We start from the raw sequence: 22,212 nt of genomic DNA, 5'->3' as shown, positions 1-22,212 counted from the left end.
AAAATAGCTTAAATATAAAAAGGTTTAAAATGATAAAAGATGAACTTAAAATATCATCAAAAGATTGGTTAAATATCTTAATAATTGGAATACTATTTGGATTTTTTCAATCTTTGATTTTCTATTTTTTAAATAAAGATTTACAAACAATTTCAACAATTATTTTTAGCATAAGCACAGCTTTTTTTATAGCTATTTTTGCAATGATTTTAATAAGCTCTTCAAATAGGTTTATTCTTCCAAAAATAGATAAAAAATTTTGGACGGTTTTAAGTCTATTTTTCTCTTTTTTATCAGGATTTCTAGGATTTTTACTCACTTTTTTTATATATTTTAATAGTGATTTTGAAGTTGTTGCAATAGTAAGCTCTTTTTGGTTTAGTATTGCAGTTGTTGTTGGTTTTTTAACACTTCTAATAGCTTTGATACTTCATCAATTTGTATCTTTAAAAAATAAAAATAGTCAAATAGCAAAAGAGATTTTAGAGTCAAAACTAAAATCACTTGAAAATGAGTTAAATCCACATTTTCTATTTAACGCACTAAACTCTGTTTCACAACTAATCTATAGCGATAAAAAAAAGGCAGAAGATGCCGTTTTGAAATTATCAAAATTTTTAAGAAATGCTATAAATAAAGAGAGTTTAGTTACACTTGAAAATGAGATTTTAATGGTTCAAACTTATGTTGGAATTGAAAATATTAGATTTGATAATAAAATTGTTTTAAAAATAGATGATTACTCAAATTTACAACTAGAAAAAATACCAAAATTTTCAATTCAACTTTTGGTTGAAAATGGTATAAAACATGGATATTTGGGAAAAGAGTTAAATATTTATATTAAATTTGACAAAAACTCTATAACAGTTTCAAATGATGGTAAAAAGAGTTCAAATATCAAGTTTAAAACAGGTTTATCAAATTTAGAAAATAGATTAAAAATATTAAATATAGGAAAACTTGAATATATTTCAGATAGTGAAAATATGGCTTTTTCTATTATTTTAAAGGATAAAAATTGAAAGTATTAATAGTAGATGATGAGAGTTTGGCACTTGCAAGATTAAAAAGAGTTTTAAATGATAATAATATTTTTGATGTAGTTCAATTTAGTGACCCTTTAGAAGCTATAAAAGAGATTTCAAAAACAAAATTTGATGCTGCTTTTTTGGATATCTCTATGCCAAATTTTAGTGGTTTAGAACTAGCTGAACTAATACTTAATATTGAGCCAAAAACTTTTATAGTGTTTCAAACAGCTTATGAAGAGTATGCTTTGGATGCCTTTAAAAAAGGTGGGATGGGTTATTTGCTAAAACCTGTTGAAAATATTGAACTAAAAAAAACTTTACAAAAAATATCTTTGTATAAAGAGGAAAAAGTTAATCGTTCAAAAAAAATTTTAGGAAAGGTTTCTGATAAAATCTATTTAGTTGAGATAGATGATATTTTTTATATAAAAGCTGATTTAGATGAGATTATTATACGAACTAAAGAGAATTTTGTTTATGCAAAAAAGAAGATTGGAGATTTAGAGGAGATATTAAAAGATAAAAACTTTTTTAGAGTTCACAGATCTTATATTGTAAATGTTGATAAGATAAAATCTATAAAAAGTGTAGAACAATCAAAGCTTGAGATATATTTTAGTGGTATTGATGAGTTTATTGTAAGCTCAAAAGATGGGGCAAAAGAGTTTAGAGAGTATTTAGATAAAAAAAGTATATAAAGAGTCACAAAATTAGTACCAAAATCTTAAAAAATTTACTAAAATTTAAAAAATAAAGGAGTAATAATGCCAACAGGTTCTTGCATTAAGTGTCAAACTCTACCAATTTTAAATGATAGTAGTTCAAAACTTATTATTGCTTTTGAAGTTTTAGAGTTATCAAAAAAATTTATAAACTATTTGGAAGATGAAAATATAAATTATAAAAAAGAGGATAATTTAACTATTATTATTCAAACATCTTCACTTTTTACTTTTTTAAGTAAGCTTCTTTCAAAAGATATTTTTAAAAAACATGAAAGAGAAGCTATTTATATTCTTAGTTTAAGTGAAAATGAAAAGCTCGATTACTCAAAAATTAGAGAAGTTAAAAGTTTAGAGAAGTTTAAAAATCAAATCTCAGCTCAAGAGTTATCATCTTTACTCTCAAAAGGTGGTTTAACAGCACATTTTCAACCAATTTTAGATGTAAAAACTAATACAATTTATGGTTATGAAACTCTTGCAAGAGGTGTAAATGAGGATGGAACATTAGTCTATCCAGATAAACTTTTTACTTGGGCAAAAGATGGAGATATGCTTTTTTATTTAGATAGAGCTTGTAGAGAGAGTTCACTAAAAACTGCTGCTATTAAAAATATTAGAGCAAAAGTTTTTATAAACTTTATTCCAACAGCAATTTATGATCCTAATCACTGTTTACAATCAACAGTTAAATGGGCAAACTCTTTAGAGTTTGATCCAAAAAATGTAATATTTGAAGTTGTTGAGAGTGAAAATATAGAAGATATTGAACACTTGAAAAATATTTTGAATTTTTATAAATCAAAAGGTTTTATGGTAGCTTTGGATGATGTTGGAAGTGGATACTCATCTTTAAATATGATTGTTCAACTTCTACCTGATATTGTAAAAGTTGATAGAGAAATAATAAAAGATATTGATAAAAATAGAGCAAATCAATCTGTTTTTGCAGCTATAGTAAATATTGCAAAAGAGAATAATATTACAGTATTAGCAGAAGGAATTGAGACTAAGGAGGAGTATTTATACTTAAAAGACAACGGTGCTTCATTGGTGCAAGGTTACTACTTTGCAAAGCCATCTTCGGAGCCAATTAGAAAAATTAAATTTTAAGGAGTTTTCATGTTAAAAGAGATTTTATTTACAGGACTTGGTGGAGCATTACTTTTAAAAGAGCGAGTTGAAGAGGAGTTAAAAACTCTACAGGAGAAAGGAAAAATCAAAACTAGCGATGCAAAGAGCTTTTTAGAATCTTTAGAACAAAAAGGAAAAGATGAAGATGAGCGAATTAAAGCCAAGATAAAAGATATGTTTAAAGAGGTTTTAGATGAACTAGGAGTTGCTACAAAAGCTGATTTAGAGAAGTTAAAAGAGGATTTAAAATAAAAACTTTTTATATCTATCTTAAACTTTTCTCACCTTTTAGAGTCTATTTAATATTTAGATTCTTACTATCTCTTTTTTTACTTATTAAAAAAAGGGATAGTTTTTTGTTCCTTAAAGCTTTAAAGCCAAAAAAACTAAAAGAGACAATATTTTATTTGGGAGCTAGTTTTATAAAACTTGCACAAGTTTTGGCAACTAGATCTGATTTTTTCTCAAAAGAGTATTTAGATGAGTTAAAAGAGCTACACGACAAACTTCCAAAAATGTCTAAATCTGATTTTGAAAATGTTTTTAAAGAGTCTTTCAAGCAAGAGTGTTTTAAAAAGTTTGAAAATGAGCCAATAGCTAGTGCTTCAATTGGTCAAGTTCATATTGCATATTTGCAAGATGATACAAAAGTTGCAGTTAAATTAAGAAGAAAAAATATTGAAAAACAAGTAAGAGTTGATATAAAAATATTAAATTTCTTCAACAAACTTTTTAGACCACTTTTTTCATATTACACAAAAAATTCAATAGATGCTGTTATAAATGAGTTTTCATCTATGATAAAAGATGAGACAAACCTCACAATTGAGCTTGAAAATTTAAAAAAGTTCTCTGCTACATATAAAGATAGTGGAGTTTTATTTCCAAAACCTTTTGAAGAGTTTTGCTCAAATAGTGCCATAGTTATGAGTTTTATGGATGGTTTTAGATTTGATGATAAAACTTCTTTAGAAAAATATGATATTGATTTTAAACAAATTATCTCAAAACTTGTAAACTTCTACACAGAGCAGATGTTAATAAATGGATATTTTCATGCAGACCCACACCCTGGAAACTTGCTTGTAAACGCAAATGGAGAGCTAATTTTACTTGATTTTGGAATGGTTAAAAATATACCAAATGATTCAAGAGTTGCGATAATTGAGCTAATTGATGGTGCAAATAGAGGTGATTTTGAAACTTTTGTAAGAGCAAACAAAAAACTTGGAACTATTAGCTATGAAGCACCTGAAGCTTTGATGGCCCAGTTTAGTCAAAAGATGTTTGAAATTTTTTCAAACGATAATTTATCTAGTGAATCTATGCAAAAACTAGCATTTGAAGTTTTAGAAAGTACAAGAGATTTACCATTTAAACTTCCAAGCGATGCTGTTTATATTTTAAGAGTTAGTGCAATAATAGAGGGTTTAGGAACAACTTATATAGAAAATTTTAATGGTGTAAAAGATATTTTACCAATTTTAAAAGATAATCTTCCAAAAGCATTAGGAGTTAAAACTACAATTTCACAAATAGTTTTAGATGAGTTAGAGTCATTTCCTAAATTTATAAAAAATCTAAAACAACTAGTTGCAAAAGGTTCAAAAGGTGAACTTGAAGTACAAATAAACAAAGAGCAACTAGAGTTTATAAAAAAAGATTTAAAAGAGTATTTTGGCTCACACTTAAAATCTCTATCATTTATTCTATTTGGAATATTTTTAATCTTTTTTGATGATAGTTTAAAAAATCTTGCTTTGATTTTGGTCTCTTTAGGTTTCATAAGAGTTTGGTTTATAAAATAGTTTAATTTTTAAATTCACTCATATAAGTTCTATATAAAAGTGGCACCATTTGAGTTTGAAGCTTTAAATTAGTTCTTTCATTTATAGTAACACCGCTAAAAAAACTTTTCCATAGTTTTTGAAATTTCTCTTCATTTGGTGAATAATTTGGTTCATCAAAAAAAGCAACCTCTTTTATTGAGTAATCATTTTGCATTTTTAAAAAAGCAATTTTTCTATTTATGTCGTGGATTATGAAATTTTGGTTGTTGAATCTTTTTAGAAAATGTCTTCCTAAAAAATAGACAACATTGAATTTGGATTCAATTTTTGCATATAAAGTTTTATCTTCTAACTCTTCAAATCTTATAAATCCAGTTAATTTATGAGTCACTCTAAACAACTCTTTTTCAAGATTATTTAGATAAAAAACGCAAGAGTTGTTTATATTGTATAGCTGTTTTGAATCTTTAAAACCAATAACAATATACTCCAAAAGAGCCATTTCAAACTCCTTTGAATCGCACATAAAAATATTTAAAATTTTCTCTAAAATCTCTTTTGGAAATTTTGTTTTTATGGCATTTAAAACTTTTATTCCACTCTCTTTTGAACTGTTTATCTCTAAAATCTCTTCAAATAAGATCTCATTTGGAAGAGTTTTATATATTTTTGTAGGTTTTAATTTTTTATAATAAACCTCATAAACCAAAGATAAAAATCCCTCAAAAGTTCCATCATAAAGTAAAATCATATCTCACCTGTAATTGAGCTAACATCAAAAAGTGAAGGTTGTATTAGCTTTTTTGGTTCAGGTTTTGTAAGTGCAAGCTTGAGATTTTCTTTGTAAAATGGAACTTGCCTTTGAAACTCTTTGTTGCAAGTGATAAAATATTTTGCTTTTTTGATTGATATTTTTAATTTTTTCAAATCATCAAAAGTGAGTTTTTTAAATCTTCTTGCACTTAAAATCTTCATAACACCTCTTGCTCCAACTCCTGGAATTCTTAATAACTCCTCTTTTGAAGCTGTGTTTATCTCCATAGGAAAATATTTTAGATTGTTTAATGCCCAAAAAGTTTTTGGGTCCAACTCCTCATCTAAATTTGGAAATTCATCTGTAACTATCTCATCATAAGAGAAGTTATAAAATCTAAGTAACCAATCAGCTTGATAAAGTCTATGCTCTCTTAGAAGCGGTGGTTTTGTAACAACTGAAGGAAGATTTTTGTCATTATTTACTGGAATATAAGCACTATAATAAACCCTTTTCAATAGTGCTTTATCATACAAAGCGGAGCTAAGTTTAAGTATATCTCTATCGCTTTCAGGAGTTGCTCCAACTATTAGTTGCGTACTCATTCCTATTGGTTTTTGCTCCTTTTTTAAACTTAAATCTCGTGCAAATTTTAGTGGTTGTAAAACCTTCTCTTTTGTCTTATTTGGTGCTAAAAGTTTGAGTGATTTATCACTTGGAAGCTCTATATTTGAACTTACTCTATTTGCTAATTTAACTATTTCTTCAACTAACTCCATACTACTTCCAGGAATTAATTTTATGTGAATATAACCATTGAATTTATACTCATATCGCAAAATCTTTAAAGCTTTTAAAATCAAAGTCATAGTATGGTCTTCATCTTTTACAATTCCAGAGCTTAAAAACAACCCCTCTATATAGTTTCTTTTGTAAAAATTGATTGTGATGTCTGCTAGTTCTCTTGGAGAAAAAACAGCTCTTGGAATATCATTTGAAACACGATTTATGCAATATGCACAATCATAGATACAAATATTTGTAAGTAACACTTTTAGAAGCGATACGCATCTTCCATCAGGTGTGAAAGTGTGACAAATTCCACTTGTGTGAGTTGCTCCAAGTTCCCCTTTTTTGTATGAAGTTTCAACTCCACTTGAAGAGCAAGATACATCATATTTTGCACTATTTGCTAAAATTTCCATTTTTTCATAAATATCATTTTTCATTTTGTAATTTTACTTTAAATAAATTTTTTTATTCAAAAATATTTCAATTTGTAATAAAAATATCATCTATAAACTTTTTCGCAACTAAAAGATGATTTTCTAACTTCTCTTTTGGCATTTTATTTAAAAGTGTTATTTGCATCTTCATTCTTGGATTTTTGTAAAACTTAAAAGAGTATTTATGTAAAAATCTCCAGTAAAGTGCATCTAAAATTTCATACTAGCTCTATGTAAAATTAGCTTTTGAATATGAAAATCATATTGAGTAAAAAATAGTGGCTCTTCAATTAAAAGCATTTTTTTATTCATAAAATTTGAGATATTTTTAAATAGTTGATTTGGATATAGAATAAATATTTTCATAAATTGATTTTATTTATTTTAACTGTATATTTGTAGCTTTTTACTGTCTGTTTATCTATTAATTAACATTTAAATTATACAAATAAAATATTTATTGATATATAATCTATTTTCAATTATTTAGAATAAAAAGGGGTTTATATGAAAAAATATTTAAATATTTTGGTATTTTTAATCGTTTCACTATTTTTTGTATCTTGTGCAACAAAAGAGCCAACAGATTTAAAAACTGTGCAAAAAGTAGATTTACAAAAATATCTTGGAGATTGGTATGAGATTGCTAGATATGAGCACTCTTTTCAAAAAGATTGTAAAAATGTAAAAGCAAACTACTCTTTAAGAGATGATAACAAAATTCAAGTTGTAAATAGTTGTACAAAAATAACTACAAATGAGTTTAAAGATGCTAAAGCTGTTGCTTATAGTGTTGATGAGACAAATAGTAAGTTAAAGGTTAGTTTTTTTAGACCATTTTATGGAGATTATTGGATTTTGGATTTAGATGAAAATTATAAATATGCAATTGTTGGAACTCCTTCAAAAGAGTATTTATGGATTTTATCAAGAGAAAAATCTATGGATAAAAAAACTTTAAATATCTTGCTAGAAAAAATTACAAATATGGGATTTGATAAAACAAAACTTATCTACACAATTCAGGAGTAGTTTATGTATTTTGATAAACAAAAAGCAGTTGAGTTTAACAAAAATAGAAAAAAAAGTAAGAAAAAAGTAGCTCAATTCTCTTTTAGTGAGTCTGATAAAAATAGACTCATAGAGATGGCTTGGCAAGATAGAGTTTCATTTGATACTATTAAAGAGCTTTATGGGTTTAGTGAAAATGAAGTAAAAAATATGATGAGGGATCTTTTAAAAAGAAGTAGTTTTAAAATGTGGAGAAAACGAGTTCAAGGTAGAGCTACAAAACACAAACTAAAAGTAAACTACAAAACAACTAGATTTCAATAAACAAAAGAGTTATTTCCAATTTTGGAAATAACTCTAATTAAAACTCAACAAGCTCTTTTTTAAATAGTTCTTGATTTAATTTTTTAATTGTTGTTTGATAAGCTTTTTTTATTTTTTCACTATCATCCTCTTTAACAAGAGATTTTATCTCATCTATAGTTTTACCCTCTTCAAAAGCAACAAATATTTTATACTCTTTTTTTGTAAACTTTCTTTTTAATACCTCTTGAAGCTCCTCTTCACTCTTTAAAGCTCCTACAAGTTTTTTTACATGTTTTTTTATTGAATTTTCAAAATTCATAATTTTGTTTTCCTTTTTTTAATTTATCCATTTTTTTAAATTTTCTATATCTTTATGAGAAGTCATATCAAGCATAACAGGGGTAATAGATACATAACCATCTTTTATTGCTTCAAAATCACAAGATGCATCAGGACTTGCTCTCCAAATAAGAGGATGAAGTCCAATCCAATAGTACTCTTCTCCTCTTGGATTTATGTGTCTATGAGCATCATTTCCATACTCTCTATATCCAGCTTTTGTAATTTTTATTCCTTTACATTCATTAGCTTTTAGTGGTGGAATATTAACATTTAAAAACTTTCTTTCATCTAGTGGGAAAGAGCCATTTTTTATTTTAGAAACAAGCTCTAAAATTACCTTACAAGCTAGCTCAAAATTCCAATCAACAACAATACTTCTACACATATCTTTACAAACTTGAGATACCGCAATTGCTGGAACACCATGTATTACAGCCTCCATAGCAGCACTACAAGTTCCACTATAAGTAATATCTTCTCCCATATTTGCGCCAATATTTATACCACTTATTACTAAATCTGGTCTGTAACCATTTTTAAAAAGGTGACCTAAAGATAAGTATATACAATCTGTTGGTGTTGCATCATCTATTTTATAAAACTCATCATCAAGACTAATTAATCTTAATGGTCTATCCAATGTCAAAGAGTGACCACATGCAGATTTGTTTTTTGCAGGTGCCACAACCATAATTTTTGCAATAGGAGATAATGCTTTTATTAAAGCTTTAAGTCCTACTGCATCATATCCATCATCATTTGTTAGAAGAATTTTCAACATCTATTATATAAACTCCTTTTACTTTTAAAATCTCTTTTTCTAAATTATCATTTACCTTTATTCCGCTCTCCAATTCAATATCAGCCAATTTTGATTTTACTAAAATCTTTAGCTCTCTTTTACCTTGATTATTTACTACTATATCAAATAGTTTGTGCATTATAGACTCATCATCACTAAGAGGAACTGCAATAGTTAAAGGTAAAACTGGCTCCTCTTTTTGTTTAATTTTAACCTTCTCTTTTTGTGCTTCATAAATTGTCTCTATTTTTAAAACATTCATTCTTGTAAATTGCTCTGTTTTTGAAATTCGAACCTTAAAAGCTATTGGTTCATTTAAATCAAAACTCTCTTTTAGCTCTTTTAATTTATCTTCAAATAGCATAAATTCAACTGTTCCATGGAAATCTAAAATTGATACAATTCCAAATTTACTACCTTTTTTTGAGATTTTTTCAACAATCTCCTCTATTTTTCCAACTATTAAAATCTGGCTACCATCTGCTAAATCATCAATTTGTGAAGATAAAGTATAGTTAATCTTATCAATTTTATCTTTGTACTCATCAAGAGGGTGTCCTGAAACATAAAAACCTAAACTAGCTTTTTCAAGCTCCAATATCTCTTTTTGTGAATATTCAGGAAGTCTATCAAGCTCTATATCTATTGTTGTAAGTTCACTACTATCACCAAATAGTGATCCAAAAGCCATTTTTTTTGCACTTGAGGCTTTATTTGTTGCATCTAAAATTTTCTCTATTTGACTTAAAATTGCATTTCTTGAGTAACCAAAACTATCAAAAACTCCAGCTTTTGCCAATGATTCAATTACTCTTTTATTTACCTTACTTGAGTCAATTCTTGAAATAAAATCTGCTAAATCTTTAAAATCACCCTCTTCTCTTGCTTTTAAAATAGATTTAATGGCTACATCACCAGCACCTTTAATAGCACCCATTCCAAACATAACAACCTCTTTGCCATCTATGTTTGTAGCTGAAAAAACTAGGTCTGATTTATTTATATCAGGTGCAAATAACTCTAATCCTAACCTTTTTACCTCATCAACATATCTTACAACCTTATCTGTATTATCTTTTTCAAGTGTTAATAAAGCTGCCATAAACTCAGCTGGATAATAACACTTTAAATATGAAGTATAAAAAGTAACTAAAGCATAAGCAGCAGAGTGAGATTTATTAAACCCATATCCAGCAAACTTTACAATTAAATCAAAAAGCTCTTCTGCATAAGCTCTTGTAAATCCTTTTTCTTGGGCTCCATCTGCAAATTGACCTTTTAGCTTATCCATCTCCTCTTTAATCTTTTTACCCATTGCTCGTCTTACTAAATCGGCTCCTCCAAGCGAAAAACCTCCAACACTTTGAACAATTTGCATAACCTGTTCTTGATAAACAATTACTCCATAAGTATTTTCAAGTATTGGTTTTAAAACCTCTTCAAGCTCATCATGGAAGTAATCAATTTTTGCTCTTCCGTGCTTTCTTTCAATAAAATCATCAAGCATTCCAGACTCCATAGGTCCTGGTCTATAAAGTGCTAAAACGGCAACAATATCCTCAAAATTTGATGGTTTTAATCTTTTACATAAATCCTGCATTCCATCAGACTCTATTTGAAATAGTCCTAATGTATCTCCTGTTTGAATTAAATCATAAACACCTTTATCATTTACATCTATGGTTTTAAAATCTATTGTTTTTTGATGTCTTTGCTCTATTAATTTTATAGCCTCATCAATTACAGTTAAAGTTTTAAGTCCAAGAAAGTCAAATTTAATTAAATCCACATCTTCAATATATTTTCCATTGTATTGAGTAGCTATTGTATCAAGTCCACTTGGTTTAAATAGTGGTGTTTTATTCCAAAGTGGTTCATTTGAGATAACCACTCCAGCTGCATGAGTTCCAGCATTTCTATTTAATCCTTCAAGAGCCAAGGCATACTCCCAAACTCTTGCAGCTTGAGGATCTGCTTCACATAGCTCTTTTATTTTTGGCTCTTTCTCCCAAGATGAAGATAAATTTATTCCCAACTCATCTGGAATTAATTTTGCCATAGCATCAGCTTTTGCATAAGGCATATCTAAAACTCTTGCAACATCTCTAATCACCCCTTTTGCTAAAAGCTTACCAAAAGTGATAATTTGAGCAACGTTAGCTCGACCATACTGTTGAACAACATAATCAATTATTTCTCCACGTCTACTTTGACAAAAATCCATATCAATATCGGGCATTGAAACCCTCTCTGGATTTAGAAATCTCTCAAAAAGTAATCCATAAGGAATTGGGTCAATATCTGTAATTTTTAAACTATATGCAACTAAACTTCCAGCAGCCGATCCTCTTCCTGGACCAACTGGAATTTGCATATCTTTTGCAACTTTCACAAAATCCCAAACAATTAACATATATCCAGGGAATTTCATATTATTTATAATATTTATCTCTGTTTCTAATCTAGCCCTATACTCTTCATGCTTTTCAAGAGGTACAAGTTTTAATCTATCTTCTAAACCTTTTCTACACTCAAATGCAAACAGAACTTTATCATTTTCTAGTGAATACTCATTTTCTGGTTCTGGGATTTCAATATTAAGTTCTTTTAATTTATCTCTTGTAAATTTAAAGTTTGGTGGAGTTGGATTTCCTAGTTTTATTGTAAGATTACATTTATTTGCAATCTCTTGAGTTGCTTCGATGGCTTCAGGAATATCTGCATAAAGTTTATAAATTTGCTCAGGAGATTTTAAATAAAACTCATGAACACTATGTCTTAATCTATTTGGATCATCATAGAGTTTATTCATTGCAATGCACATAAATGCTTCATGTGCATCAGCATCTTTTTGCTCTAAGTAGTGAGTATCATTTGTTGCAACTACTTTTATTCCAGTCTCAGCAGAGATTCTTAAAATCTGGTCATCAACAAAAAGTTGATCACTAATTCCATGTCTCATAATCTCTAAATAAAAATCATCTCCAAATATCTCTTTATATTCAAGTGCTACTCTTTTTGCCTCTTCATAACCCTTTGAACCATTTTTTACATTTCGTTCATTTTGAGTATTTAAATGCCAATTAACTTCACCTTGTAAACAAGCAGCACTACAAACAAGACCAGAACTATGTTCTTTTAAAAGCTGTTTATTGATTCGGGGATAGTAATAAAAACCTTCCATATATGCTTTTGAACTAAGATACATAAGATTTTTGTATCCCTCTTCATCTTTTGCATAAAGGCATAAGTGAAATCTTTGTCTATTTGTTTTATCACTCAAATCTTCACTATTATGAATATAAGCCTCCATTCCAATTATTGGCTTTATTCCTTCAGCTTTCATAGCGTTGTAAAAATCTATTGTTCCAAACATATTTCCATGGTCAGTCATAGCAACGCTTGTCATTCCAAGCTCTTTAATCTTTTTAGCTAGTGGTTTTATTTTGTTTGCACCATCAAGTAGTGAATACTCTGTATGCAGATGTAAATGTGTAAATTGTGGTATTTTTGACATATTCTATAAATCTTCTATTTTATTTTTTAAGTAAAGATTTTATCTAAAATTTTATTGAGAAGATATTAATATAATACAAGCCCTAAGAGAGCTTATATTAATTATGCTAAAAGTCCTGTTTTAACTTGAAAATAAATATCATCACCTTTTAAAGTTTTTACTATCTCCAAAGCAAAATCAACAGCAGTTGCTGGTCCTCTTGAAGTTATTACATTATTATCAGTAACAACATTTTTATCATCACGATAACCATCATCTTTTATCTTTTTTTCAAAACTAGGATAGCAAGTATAGTTTTCGTTTAAAACTCCTGCTTTGTGCAGTGCATAAGGCGCTGCACAAATAGCTGCTATTTTTTTGTTTTTCTCTTTAAACTCTTTTAAAAGTCTTTGAACGTCTTTATCTTCTGCTAAAGTAAAAGCATTTGGAAGACCACCTGGAAGAACTATCATATCAAAATCACTTGAATCTACTTCAGTTATTTTTTTATCCATCTCTATTTTAATATTATGAGCACCAACTAAGTTTTTACCTTCAACTCCAGCAGTTATAACTTCAATTCCCGCGCGACGGCAAATATCAATTATACTAACAGCTTCTATCTCTTCAAAACCATTTGAAATTGCTACTAAAATTTTCGACATAAAATCTCCTTTTTAAATTTTCTAAAATATTATATATAAAATTGTTTATAGTAGCTTATATAAAGTTGTTGTAAGTATATTTTAAATAAAATCTTAAGAATTTATAAAGAGGATAGCATATGTCTAAAAAGTTTTTAAGATTTTCAATTCTTTTGGTAGTTATTTCTGTATTTGCAGGGTGTAGCCATAAAAATAAAGATACTAAATCAGAGTATGATAAAGTTAAATCTATGAGTGATGGTATGAACATTGCAAACTTTAAACAAAATAAAGTTGTAGTGCAAAACACTCTTGAAGCAACTATAGCTTCTTTGGCTACTCAGATGGTAACTAATAGAAAAGTTGATACAAACAAATCAATTATTGTAACTTCTTTTGTACAACTTGATAAGTTTAAACAAACTTCAGAGTTTGGAAGAGTTATAGGGGAGAGTATGATTGATGAGCTTTCAAATAAAGGCTTTAGTGTTACAGAGTTTAGGGGACAATTAGCAGTTTCTGTAAATGATAAGGGTGAATATTTTCTATCAAGAGAGAGAAAAGATTTAAAAAGTGAAATTCCTAGCAACTATGTTGTTGTTGGAACATACTCAAGACAGCTTGGAAAGATAATTCTAAATGCAAGAATTATTGATAATATCACTGGAAAAGTAATCTCAAGTGCAAGAGCTACATATAATCACAATTATGCAAATGATTGTGTTATATTTGGTGATTGTCCACCTTTAAGAACAATTAAAATAGTTGATGAGAAGAGATAAGATGCCTCAACTATTTTTAAAGAAGCTAGGGCTAATTTTAGCTCTAGCTTTTTTTTCTTTTTTTCTTGTATCTTGTTCATACAAAAACCCAATTACAAAAGCTACAAATTTTCACTTAATGATTACAAATATGGTTGATAAACCATCTTTAAATTTAAGTAGACATATCTATTTGGATGATGTTGTTTTAGTTTCAGATTTTGTAAATGTTGATAACTTAAAAAATCGTTCAGAACTTGGTTTTTTATTATCAAATATGTTAAAAGATACATTAGCTTCAAAAAATATTATTACTAGAGAAGTTGAACTTACAAAAGAGTTTGAGTTTGGTAAAAGTGGTCTGAATGTTTTAACAAGAGAGCATAAAAAGATATTATCAGATGAAGTTGATTCAAGATATGCACTTGTTGGCTCTTACTCAATTACAAGTAAAACTTTAAATATTTTTATAAAATTAATAGAGCTTAGAAGTGGAAATATTGTAGGTAGTGCATTTGAGAGAACTCAAATTGATGATGAGATTTTAAATCTTGAAGGATTTCTTAATCCAGAAAATCAAAAAGAGCTTGAAAAAGAGAAGTTCTTAAGAGAGAATACTAGGAGACCTTTGGTTTTATAGTATCTCTTGAATTAGAAATTGAGGTTTAACAACTCCTCTAAACTCATTTTTTGATATTGACAAAATCAAATCTAAACTCTCTTTTAAATCTAAACTCTTTTCGTTAAATTTAATTGCTTCAAATAAATATCCATCACTATTTAAAATCAACTTTAAATGATTTTTATCTCTTCCAATTAGTTCATATTTAATTAAATTTGCATTTGAAACTTTAAATATAGGTCTTTCATTCTCTAAACCATATGGTTCAAAACTCTCAATAATATCTAAGAACTCTAAATCAACACTTTGAACATCTAACTCACCCAAAGTTTCAAGCTCATCGTGAAGATTATCTTCAAAGTTATCTAAACTCTTATTTATAATATCTTTAAACTCTTCAAGTTTTAAAGCATTCAAAGATAATCCAGCTGCATTTTTATGACCACCAAAACCATTTAAAATATCTTTTGCATTTGAGATTAAATCATAAAGATTTATTGAAGAGTTTGCTCTAGCACTACCTTTTGCAAGATTATCTTTTATTGAGAATATAAAGGCTGGTTTTTTATATTTATTTGATAATTTTGAAGCAACTATTCCTATTACTCCTTCATGCCAATCTTCACCCCAAACAACAATCGCTCTATCTTCATTTTTAATCTGACTTTGTGCTTTTAAAGTAATCTCTTCTTGTAGTGCTTTTCTATAATTATTTAACTCATCCAATAAAGCTAAACTCTCATAAGCACTATTTTGTGATTTTGATAATAAAAACTCTAAAGCAATAGATGCATCATCCATTCTTCCAGCACTATTTATCTTTGGTGCTATCATAAATCCAACATCATCAGATGCCAAAATATCTTTTGCTAAGCTTTGATTTAATAGTTTAAAAGCCTCTCTTGAAGAGAGTTTCATCTTCTTTAAACCCTGTTTTACCATTGTATAATTAAGAGTTGTCATTGGCATAATATCTGCAATTATTGCCAAAGATAGAAGATCTAAAAAACTTGACATATCAACATTTAAATTCATCTGCTTTTTTATTGCAGCACAAAAATACCAAGCTACTTGAGCTCCACAAATCTCTTTAAACTCAAAATTGCAATCTTTTTGTTTTGGATTAATAATTGCAAGAGCAACTGGGAGTTTATCTCCTACAGTGTGGTGATCTGTTATGATTAAATCAATATTTTTATCTTTTAAAATGATAGATGCTTCATAAGCACTTATTCCATTATCAACTGTAATTACTAAGCCACTATCTATCATATTTGCAATTTTAGGAGATAAGCCATATCCATGTTCAAATCTATTTGGAATTATATAATCAACTTTTACACCAATAAAGTCAAAAAACTCTAACATAATTGTAGTTGATACAACTCCATCAACATCATAGTCACCAACTATAGTTATTTTTTCCTTGTTTTCTATAGCCTCTTTAACTCGTTTTGATGCAATATCTATATCTTTAAAACTGTTTGGAGATGGTATTGATGCAAGCTTTGAATATGGATTATTCAAATGTCTTGCATTTAAGATTTCAAAAAGCTTCTGCTTTGTAATTTTCGACATTATTTTGGTTTATTAGCCTGTTTTACAAACTCTAAAATAATTGGATTTGGTGTCTCTAAGTGAGATGTAAACTCTGGATGGAACTGTACTCCAACAAACCAAGGATGATCTCTTAGTTCAACCACCTCAATAAGCCCATTTGACTCTCCACTTACAATCATTCCAGCCTTCTCTAAAGCCTCTTTATATTTTGGATTTGCTTCATATCTATGTCTATGTCTTTCAAAATATTGATCTTTGTCTCCATAAGCTTTTTGTAATTTTGAGCCTTTTAGTGGAGTAAATGGATACTCTCCTAATCTCATAGTTCCACCCATTGGTGATTTGCTAGTTCTTAATTGTTTATGTCCACTTTGATCTATAAACTCATCAATTAAATATATCATTGGATTTGTTGTGTTCTCATCAAATTCAACAGAGTTTGCATCTTCAAGTCCTAAAACATTTCTTCCAAACTCAACAATTGATAGTTGCATTCCAAGACAAATTCCTAAAAATACAATATTATTCTCTCTTGCATATTGAATAGCTTTTAATTTACCTTCAACACCTCGTGCTCCAAATCCACCAGCAACTAAAATTGCATCAACATTTCCAATAACTTCATAAACACCTAAATCTTCAATTCTTTCACTATCACACCAATGAATATTTATTTTTGTATTTAAGTGAGCTCCAGCGTGAATTAGTGACTCAACTAAAGATTTGTATGACTCTTTTAAATCAAGATATTTACCAACTAAAGCAATATTAACCTCATCTTGAGGAACTAAAATATTTTTAACTAAAGTATCCCATTTTTCCATATTTGGTTTAATTTTAATATTAAAATGCTCTTGAAGAGGGTTTAAAATACCATCTTTTATAAAATGTAGTGGCATTTGATAAATAGATTGAGCATCACCAGCTTCAATAACTGCATTTCTATCAATATCACAAGATAGTGCTAATTTATCTTTTAAGGCTTTTGGTAACTCTTTTTCTGTTCTACAAACTAACATATGAGGAGTAATTCCAATTCTTCTTAACTCTTGAACTGAGTGTTGAGTTGGTTTTGTTTTAAGCTCACCAGCTGCTTTAATATAAGGAACTAAACTAACATGAATATTCATTGTATTTGTTTTTGGAAGTTCATGTCTTATTGATCTAATTGCCTCTAAAAATGGAAGACTCTCTATATCACCAACTGTTCCACCAATTTCAATAATTAAAAACTCATTCCCTTCAGCAGCAGCAAAAATTCTACTTTTTATCTCATCAACAACATGAGGAATAACTTGAATAGTTTTACCAAGATATCCACCTTCCCTCTCTCTTTTAATTACACTTTGATAAACCTGACCAGTTGTAAAACTATTTATTTTTGTTAAAGTTCTATCAATAAATCTCTCATAATTTCCTAAGTCTAAATCTGTTTCAGCGCCATCAGCAGTAACAAAAACTTCTCCATGCTCTAATGGACTCATAGTTCCAGGATCCACATTTAAGTACGGGTCAATTTTTAACATACTTACCTTAAAACCAGACTGTTTTAAAATTGCAGCAATGGATGCAGAAGTTATTCCTTTTCCTAAAGAACTTAAAACACCACCCGTTACAAAAATGAATTTTGTCATAAAAATACTCCGTTAAATTTAATAAGTTTGAAAAATATATAAGCTGTGATTTTATCTAAATATTGATAAGAAGTTATTTAAAATATAAGATAGCAAGTTAATCTTGCTATCTTTTTATTTAAGTTTATCTGATCTTGGGAAGAAGAAAGTTGCTTTTCTAAATACTACAACTTTTTCAGGATTCTCTTGCGCATAAGCCTTAATTGTAATACTTATTGGAGTATCTTTTGTTTTATCATCTACTAAAAGTTTATCTGTTTCTAAAATAAGAACTTTTTTAGCCATTTTTTTAGGGCTTAAAGTAAATGGAGTAAATCTTTTAATCTCTATACCAGGATTATCAACTATCTCTATATTATATGTTAAAGGAACAGATTCTGTATTTTGAAACAATAGCGTATAGTTATTTGCTACTATATTATCTTCTTTAATTTTATAAAGTTCAGTATCTTTATTTACATTTAAAAGCATATACTCTTTCTCTCTACTCATAGCAAACAATAAAACTAAAACTAAAGTTAAAGCTACCATATACATAATTGTTGTTTTTCTAAACACTTTTGTTGGTTTATTTTCAACAATAGTATTTGTGCTTGACCATTGAACTAAAGATGGTTTTCCAAGTTTCCCCATAACAGTAGTACATGCATCAACACACTCTAAACAGTTTATACACTCAAGTTGTAAACCTTTTCTAATATCAATATGAGTTGGACAAACAGTTACACAAGCTTCACAAGCTGTACACTCACTATTTGGATCTTTAAAATCTTTTATATTAAATATTGTTTTCTCTTTTTTATCATTATAAATAGCTCCACCTCTTTGATTTGAGTAGATTGCATGAAGAGTATTATTATCATATAAAACAGATTGAACTCTTGAGTATGGACATATATATACACAAAAATCCTCTTTTAAAATGATTACATCATAGATTAAAAATCCTGCAATTGCCAAAACAAATCCTATTAAAAACATATGCTCTAATGGATTTTGAATATAAGCAAAAAAGTCTTGTGGAGGAACAAAATACCACATAAAGTTTGAAGCAGCAACTAAAGCTAAGATAGACCATAAAACTACACCAACAGCTTTTTTAACTCTGTTTGAATTTTTACTTAAATCAATATCTTTTTGTTTGTTTTTTATTCTTCTAAGTTTTAAAAGTGTTGATTCAATTAAATCTCTATAAATTACTCTAAAAATTGTTTGAGGACATGCCCAACCACACCAAGCTCTTCCTCCAATTGCTGTAACAGCAAAAATTCCTATAAATAACAACATTAATAAAAATGGCATTAAATATAACTCTTGCATATCAAAAGCTGTTCCTAAAAGATGAAGTTGTTTTTTATCAAAAGATAGTAGGAAGATTTGATTTCCATTTATTTGAATAAATGGTAAAGACAAAGATACAATAGAAGCAATAATATAAGCAATATATCTTTTTTTTCTATAAGGCATCTGTTTTAAATTTTCATTTTTTTCACTCATTTTGCAACCTTTTTTAGTGAATTATTATAGTTTAATATAAAACAAACTTATAATATTTCTAAATTTTAAATAAGATTTTATTATAAATTTGGTCTATAAAAACTTTAGAGAAAATTTTATCATTTATAGAATAAAAATAAGATTTATATTTAAATTTGTGCCAATACTCTTTCAACTTCTTTTTGTAAATGTTTTAAATCTTTTGAATTATCTATTACAAAAGTGGCTTTTGTTTTTTTATCTTCGATATCCATTTGATTTGATATTTTTAAAATAGCCTCTTTTTCATCTATATTATCTCTTTTTTGCAATCTTTGAATTTGTATATCTTTTGGAGTATAAACAACAAGCACTTTAGAAATTGGGTAATTCATCTTTTCAAAAAATAGTGGAATATCTACAAAATAAGCTCTATTTTGCTCTTCACAAATTTTTGCCTCTTTTAAAATCTCCTCTTTGATTAAAGGGTGAAGCAAAGCTTCTAATTTTAACTTATTTTCTTCATTTGAAAATATTATTTTTCCAAGCTCTTTTCTTAAAACTTTTTTATTTTCAACATATTTGCTGCCAAACATATTTTCAATCTCTTGATAATTTTCATCCAAAACTCTATGAGCAATTTTGTCTGCATCTATAATAAAAAAACCATGTAGCTTTAAAAGATTACAAACTGTACTTTTGCCTGTTGCTATTCCTCCTGTTAGTGCAATAGCATTTTTAAAACTGCTCATTTTTGATACTCCTTAAGATTTAATGATTTTTGGTTATAATACCCAAAAAAATTTTAAGAGCAATAAAGCGAAGGATAGATTATGGCAAAGGTAAGTTACAAAGATGCAGGAGTTGATATTGATGCAGGAAATCAGTTTGTAGAGAATATCAAACCTTATGTAAAATCTACAATGATTCCTGGAGTTCTTGGAGGAATTGGCTCTTTTGCTGGTGCTTTTGAACTTCCAAGTGGTTACAAAAAACCTGTTATTTTAGCTGGAACAGATGGTGTTGGAACAAAATTAAAATTAGCAATTGATGCAAAAAAATTTGACACTGTTGGTATTGATTTAGTTGCTATGTGTACAAATGATCTGCTTTGTAACTTTGGAGAGCCACTATTTTTCCTTGATTATTATGCAACTGCAAAACTTGAAGTTGAAGAAGCAACTCAAGTTGTAAAAGGAATTGCGCAAGGTTGTATTAGAAGTGAGTGTGCACTAATTGGTGGAGAAACAGCTGAGATGCCAGGTATGTATAAAGAGGGTGATTTTGATTTAGCTGGTTTTTGTGTAGGAATAGCTGAAAAAGATGAGCTTGATAGAGTTGAAAGAGTAAGTGCTGGGGATGTTTTAATTGCACTTCCAAGCTCAGGAGTTCACTCAAATGGATTTTCACTTGTGCGAAAACTTCTTTTAGAAAAACTTGGTATGAGTTTAGAGGATGATTTTTTAGGTAAAAAATTAAAAGATGTTCTGCTTGAACCTACAAGAATTTATGTAAAAGAGTTTAAAGCTAACAAAGATAAAATAAATGCGTTAGCACACATCACTGGTGGTGGAATTACTGAAAATCTTCCAAGAGTTCTACCAGAAAATTTAACAGCTGTTGTAGATAGAAGTAAAATCAAAGTTTTACCAATATTTGAGTTTATGAGTAAGCATGTAGAGCTTGAAGAGATGTATAGAACATTTAATATGGGTGTTGGAATGATTCTTGTAGTAAATCCTTCAAATGTAGATGTAATTTTAGCTTCAACTGATGGTTATGTAATTGGTGAGTTAAAAGAGGGGAAAAGAGAAGTAGAGTTTATATAAAAACTCTTTTTTAAAAATCAAAAGGCTGGATTTTTTATCTAGCCTTTTTTTATATCTATATATTTTAAAATCTGAACAACTTTTGAAGCATATCCCCACTCATTGTCATACCAAAGCAAAAGTTTTATCATATTATTTTTAACTTCCAAAAATCTATGGTCTATTATTGTTGTAAACTTCTCTTTTTTAAAATCACTTGAAACAAGTGCTTCAAAATTGTTTAAAACAATTGGAAATTTTTGATTTTTTTCAAACTCTAAAAAAAGATTTTTTATCTCATCTTTGCTTGAAATCTCTTTTGTAAAAAGTGTTACATTTATAGCTCCAACAGTATCTGTTGGAACTCTAAGAGAGTTTGAGCTTATTAAATTTGAATTAAATTTTTCTAAAACATAAGAGCAAGCTTTTATAGTAGTTGTTTGACTTGGAATTATATTTTGAGTTGAACTTCTTCCAAACTCAAAATTTAAATCAACATCTCTAGTAGCACTTTGAACGAAGCTTCCATCTAAAACTCTTTGATGATTTAAAAGCGGATGAATAGTTACAATATCTCCACAAAGAATCTCTTTTTTATCATCAATTATTTTTAAAGCAGGTAACAGAGCTGTTGCATTACAAGAACTTGTAGATATTATTTTATGATTTTTTAAATCAATTTTTTCTTCATTTACACCCAAAACTATATTTATATCGGCATCTTTTTGAGGATGAGTTAAAATTATTTTATCTACTTTTAAATTTCTTAATATATTTAAATCAGTTTTTTGACCACTTGCATCAATTAAAATATCAACTCCATCTAAATTTAACTCTGATATATCTTTATAGTTTGTAATTTTTATTTTTGATTTTTGATTTTGTATAAAACTATTCTCTATAACTTTAAATTTATCATTTAATTTTCCATAAGTTGAATCATAGTTTATAGAGTAAACTATATTTTCAACAGATGGATTTATCTCATTGATTGCTACAATTTCAAAATTCTCGTCATTTAAAAGCTGTTTTAAAATTGATTTACCAATTCTACCAGCTCCATTTAAAACAATTTTTATACTCATAATTT

The 22,212-nt window shown here is 28.1% G+C and carries 22 protein-coding genes; 10 read left to right on the top strand and 12 right to left on the bottom strand.

Annotated elements, in window-relative coordinates; genetic code table 11:
* Window positions 1-29: 29 nt before the first annotated feature.
* The 5 genes from ASKIR_RS00740 to ASKIR_RS00720 all read left to right on the top strand — a co-directional run bounded on the left by ASKIR_RS00740 (window position 30) and on the right by ASKIR_RS00720 (window position 4,698).
* Window positions 30-1,025 carry a sensor histidine kinase gene (locus ASKIR_RS00740; RefSeq protein ID WP_066351912.1) on the top strand — a complete coding sequence of 332 codons (996 nt, stop codon included), beginning with the start codon at window positions 30-32 and terminating at the stop codon, window positions 1,023-1,025.
* On the top strand, window positions 1,022-1,732 hold the full coding sequence (locus ASKIR_RS00735; RefSeq protein ID WP_066351914.1) for a LytR/AlgR family response regulator transcription factor: 711 nt from the start codon (window positions 1,022-1,024) through the stop codon (window positions 1,730-1,732). The genes ASKIR_RS00740 and ASKIR_RS00735 overlap by 4 nt, the downstream gene beginning before the upstream one ends.
* Window positions 1,733-1,798: 66 nt before the next feature.
* On the top strand, window positions 1,799-2,869 hold the full coding sequence (locus ASKIR_RS00730) for an EAL domain-containing protein (protein WP_066351916.1): 1,071 nt from the start codon (window positions 1,799-1,801) through the stop codon (window positions 2,867-2,869).
* A gap of 9 nt (window positions 2,870-2,878) precedes the next feature.
* Window positions 2,879-3,142 carry a hypothetical protein gene (locus tag ASKIR_RS00725; protein WP_066170653.1) on the top strand — a complete coding sequence of 88 codons (264 nt, stop codon included), beginning with the start codon at window positions 2,879-2,881 and terminating at the stop codon, window positions 3,140-3,142.
* A 188-nt stretch (window positions 3,143-3,330) separates the two neighbouring features.
* Window positions 3,331-4,698: an ABC1 kinase family protein gene (locus ASKIR_RS00720; RefSeq protein WP_257122391.1), complete on the top strand. Its 1,368-nt coding sequence runs from the start codon at window positions 3,331-3,333 to the stop codon at window positions 4,696-4,698.
* 1 nt (window position 4,699) lies between these two features.
* Here the strand turns inward: ASKIR_RS00720 and ASKIR_RS00715 are convergent, their stop codons facing one another.
* The 3 genes from ASKIR_RS00715 to ASKIR_RS00705 all read right to left on the bottom strand — a co-directional run bounded on the left by ASKIR_RS00715 (window position 4,700) and on the right by ASKIR_RS00705 (window position 7,026).
* The gene (locus ASKIR_RS00715) at window positions 4,700-5,431 is read right to left on the bottom strand and encodes a TIGR03915 family putative DNA repair protein (protein ID WP_066351920.1); all 732 of its coding nucleotides are present in this window, start codon (window positions 5,429-5,431) and stop codon (window positions 4,700-4,702) included.
* The gene (locus ASKIR_RS00710; RefSeq protein ID WP_066351923.1) at window positions 5,428-6,663 is read right to left on the bottom strand and encodes a putative DNA modification/repair radical SAM protein; all 1,236 of its coding nucleotides are present in this window, start codon (window positions 6,661-6,663) and stop codon (window positions 5,428-5,430) included. Before ASKIR_RS00710 ends, ASKIR_RS00715 begins: the two co-directional genes overlap by 4 nt.
* 207 nt (window positions 6,664-6,870) lie before the next feature.
* Entirely contained in the window at window positions 6,871-7,026 is a 156-nt protein-coding gene (locus ASKIR_RS00705; protein ID WP_115588030.1) for a cryptochrome/photolyase family protein, read from the bottom strand.
* A gap of 141 nt (window positions 7,027-7,167) precedes the next feature.
* On the opposite strand from ASKIR_RS00705, the gene ASKIR_RS00700 reads away from it, so the two are divergent.
* Together ASKIR_RS00700 and ASKIR_RS00695 are read left to right on the top strand one after the other, a co-directional pair.
* Window positions 7,168-7,692, top strand: a complete 525-nt coding sequence (locus tag ASKIR_RS00700; protein WP_066351927.1) for a lipocalin family protein — start codon at window positions 7,168-7,170, stop codon at window positions 7,690-7,692.
* A 3-nt stretch (window positions 7,693-7,695) separates the two neighbouring features.
* Entirely contained in the window at window positions 7,696-7,995 is a 300-nt protein-coding gene (locus ASKIR_RS00695; RefSeq protein WP_066351930.1) for a TIGR03643 family protein, read from the top strand.
* A 37-nt stretch (window positions 7,996-8,032) separates the two neighbouring features.
* Here the strand turns inward: ASKIR_RS00695 and ASKIR_RS00690 are convergent, their stop codons facing one another.
* The 4 genes from ASKIR_RS00690 to ASKIR_RS00675 form a co-directional block, all read right to left on the bottom strand.
* The gene (locus ASKIR_RS00690) at window positions 8,033-8,296 is read right to left on the bottom strand and encodes a hypothetical protein (protein ID WP_066351933.1); all 264 of its coding nucleotides are present in this window, start codon (window positions 8,294-8,296) and stop codon (window positions 8,033-8,035) included.
* Window positions 8,297-8,314: 18 nt separating this feature from the next.
* Entirely contained in the window at window positions 8,315-9,100 is a 786-nt protein-coding gene (gene surE / locus ASKIR_RS00685) for a 5'/3'-nucleotidase SurE (protein WP_066351935.1), read from the bottom strand.
* Window positions 9,075-12,638, bottom strand: a complete 3,564-nt coding sequence (gene dnaE, locus ASKIR_RS00680; RefSeq protein WP_066351937.1) for a DNA polymerase III subunit alpha — start codon at window positions 12,636-12,638, stop codon at window positions 9,075-9,077. Before dnaE ends, surE begins: the two co-directional genes overlap by 26 nt.
* 101 nt (window positions 12,639-12,739) lie before the next feature.
* Entirely contained in the window at window positions 12,740-13,282 is a 543-nt protein-coding gene (locus ASKIR_RS00675) for a DJ-1 family glyoxalase III (protein WP_066159363.1), read from the bottom strand.
* A 119-nt stretch (window positions 13,283-13,401) separates the two neighbouring features.
* Between ASKIR_RS00675 and ASKIR_RS00670 the strand changes: the two genes are divergently transcribed.
* Both ASKIR_RS00670 and ASKIR_RS00665 read left to right on the top strand, forming a co-directional pair.
* Window positions 13,402-14,043: a FlgO family outer membrane protein gene (locus ASKIR_RS00670; protein ID WP_066159366.1), complete on the top strand. Its 642-nt coding sequence runs from the start codon at window positions 13,402-13,404 to the stop codon at window positions 14,041-14,043.
* 1 nt (window position 14,044) lies between these two features.
* A complete protein-coding gene (locus tag ASKIR_RS00665) occupies window positions 14,045-14,662 on the top strand; it encodes a FlgO family outer membrane protein (protein WP_164698902.1) in 618 nt (205 codons plus the stop codon).
* Here the strand turns inward: ASKIR_RS00665 and recJ are convergent.
* From recJ to coaE, 4 genes are all read right to left on the bottom strand, one after another.
* Window positions 14,657-16,222 (bottom strand): single-stranded-DNA-specific exonuclease RecJ, encoded by a 1,566-nt coding sequence (recJ, locus tag ASKIR_RS00660; protein WP_066351952.1) that lies wholly within the window; start codon window positions 16,220-16,222, stop codon window positions 14,657-14,659. The two genes, ASKIR_RS00665 and recJ, sit on opposite strands and share 6 nt — an antisense overlap.
* A complete protein-coding gene (locus ASKIR_RS00655; RefSeq protein ID WP_066351959.1) occupies window positions 16,222-17,838 on the bottom strand; it encodes a CTP synthase in 1,617 nt (538 codons plus the stop codon). Before ASKIR_RS00655 ends, recJ begins: the two co-directional genes overlap by 1 nt.
* A gap of 114 nt (window positions 17,839-17,952) precedes the next feature.
* Window positions 17,953-19,335, bottom strand: coding sequence for a cytochrome c oxidase accessory protein CcoG (ccoG, locus tag ASKIR_RS00650; RefSeq protein ID WP_109066004.1), 1,383 nt, complete (start codon window positions 19,333-19,335; stop codon window positions 17,953-17,955).
* Between the two features lie 149 nt (window positions 19,336-19,484).
* The gene (coaE, locus tag ASKIR_RS00645; protein WP_066160367.1) at window positions 19,485-20,066 is read right to left on the bottom strand and encodes a dephospho-CoA kinase; all 582 of its coding nucleotides are present in this window, start codon (window positions 20,064-20,066) and stop codon (window positions 19,485-19,487) included.
* An 81-nt stretch (window positions 20,067-20,147) separates the two neighbouring features.
* On the opposite strand from coaE, the gene purM reads away from it, so the two are divergent.
* Entirely contained in the window at window positions 20,148-21,143 is a 996-nt protein-coding gene (gene purM, locus ASKIR_RS00640) for a phosphoribosylformylglycinamidine cyclo-ligase (RefSeq protein ID WP_115588031.1), read from the top strand.
* 38 nt (window positions 21,144-21,181) lie between these two features.
* On the opposite strand, the gene ASKIR_RS00635 is transcribed toward purM, so the two are convergent.
* Window positions 21,182-22,207, bottom strand: a complete 1,026-nt coding sequence (locus tag ASKIR_RS00635) for a glyceraldehyde 3-phosphate dehydrogenase NAD-binding domain-containing protein (RefSeq protein ID WP_115588032.1) — start codon at window positions 22,205-22,207, stop codon at window positions 21,182-21,184.
* Between the last annotated feature and the right edge of the window lie 5 nt (window positions 22,208-22,212).

The sequence above is a fragment of the Aliarcobacter skirrowii CCUG 10374 genome (genome assembly GCF_003544835.1).
In the GTDB taxonomy this organism is placed as follows: domain Bacteria; phylum Campylobacterota; class Campylobacteria; order Campylobacterales; family Arcobacteraceae; genus Aliarcobacter; species Aliarcobacter skirrowii.
Note: the sequence above shows the minus strand (reverse complement) of the source record. Positions and strands in the feature narration are given on the sequence as shown.

Excerpts from the sequence above, each read along its gene's own strand:
- ASKIR_RS00740 (WP_066351912.1), top strand. The coding sequence starts at position 30 with ATGATAAAAGATGAACTTAAAATATCATCAAAAGATTGGTTAAATATC.
- ASKIR_RS00730 (WP_066351916.1), top strand. The coding sequence starts at position 1,799 with ATGCCAACAGGTTCTTGCATTAAGTGTCAAACTCTACCAATTTTAAAT.
- ASKIR_RS00725 (WP_066170653.1), top strand. The coding sequence starts at position 2,879 with ATGTTAAAAGAGATTTTATTTACAGGACTTGGTGGAGCATTACTTTTA.
- ASKIR_RS00715 (WP_066351920.1), bottom strand. The coding sequence starts at position 5,431 with ATGATTTTACTTTATGATGGAACTTTTGAGGGATTTTTATCTTTGGTT.
- ASKIR_RS00710 (WP_066351923.1), bottom strand. The coding sequence starts at position 6,663 with ATGAAAAATGATATTTATGAAAAAATGGAAATTTTAGCAAATAGTGCA.
- ASKIR_RS00705 (WP_115588030.1), bottom strand. The coding sequence starts at position 7,026 with ATGAAAATATTTATTCTATATCCAAATCAACTATTTAAAAATATCTCA.
- ASKIR_RS00700 (WP_066351927.1), top strand. The coding sequence starts at position 7,168 with ATGAAAAAATATTTAAATATTTTGGTATTTTTAATCGTTTCACTATTT.
- ASKIR_RS00695 (WP_066351930.1), top strand. The coding sequence starts at position 7,696 with ATGTATTTTGATAAACAAAAAGCAGTTGAGTTTAACAAAAATAGAAAA.
- ASKIR_RS00690 (WP_066351933.1), bottom strand. The coding sequence starts at position 8,296 with ATGAATTTTGAAAATTCAATAAAAAAACATGTAAAAAAACTTGTAGGA.
- surE (WP_066351935.1), bottom strand. The coding sequence starts at position 9,100 with ATGTTGAAAATTCTTCTAACAAATGATGATGGATATGATGCAGTAGGA.
- dnaE (WP_066351937.1), bottom strand. The coding sequence starts at position 12,638 with ATGTCAAAAATACCACAATTTACACATTTACATCTGCATACAGAGTAT.
- ASKIR_RS00675 (WP_066159363.1), bottom strand. The coding sequence starts at position 13,282 with ATGTCGAAAATTTTAGTAGCAATTTCAAATGGTTTTGAAGAGATAGAA.
- ASKIR_RS00670 (WP_066159366.1), top strand. The coding sequence starts at position 13,402 with ATGTCTAAAAAGTTTTTAAGATTTTCAATTCTTTTGGTAGTTATTTCT.
- ASKIR_RS00665 (WP_164698902.1), top strand. The coding sequence starts at position 14,045 with ATGCCTCAACTATTTTTAAAGAAGCTAGGGCTAATTTTAGCTCTAGCT.
- recJ (WP_066351952.1), bottom strand. The coding sequence starts at position 16,222 with ATGTCGAAAATTACAAAGCAGAAGCTTTTTGAAATCTTAAATGCAAGA.
- ASKIR_RS00655 (WP_066351959.1), bottom strand. The coding sequence starts at position 17,838 with ATGACAAAATTCATTTTTGTAACGGGTGGTGTTTTAAGTTCTTTAGGA.
- ccoG (WP_109066004.1), bottom strand. The coding sequence starts at position 19,335 with ATGAGTGAAAAAAATGAAAATTTAAAACAGATGCCTTATAGAAAAAAA.
- coaE (WP_066160367.1), bottom strand. The coding sequence starts at position 20,066 with ATGAGCAGTTTTAAAAATGCTATTGCACTAACAGGAGGAATAGCAACA.
- purM (WP_115588031.1), top strand. The coding sequence starts at position 20,148 with ATGGCAAAGGTAAGTTACAAAGATGCAGGAGTTGATATTGATGCAGGA.
- ASKIR_RS00635 (WP_115588032.1), bottom strand. The coding sequence starts at position 22,207 with ATGAGTATAAAAATTGTTTTAAATGGAGCTGGTAGAATTGGTAAATCA.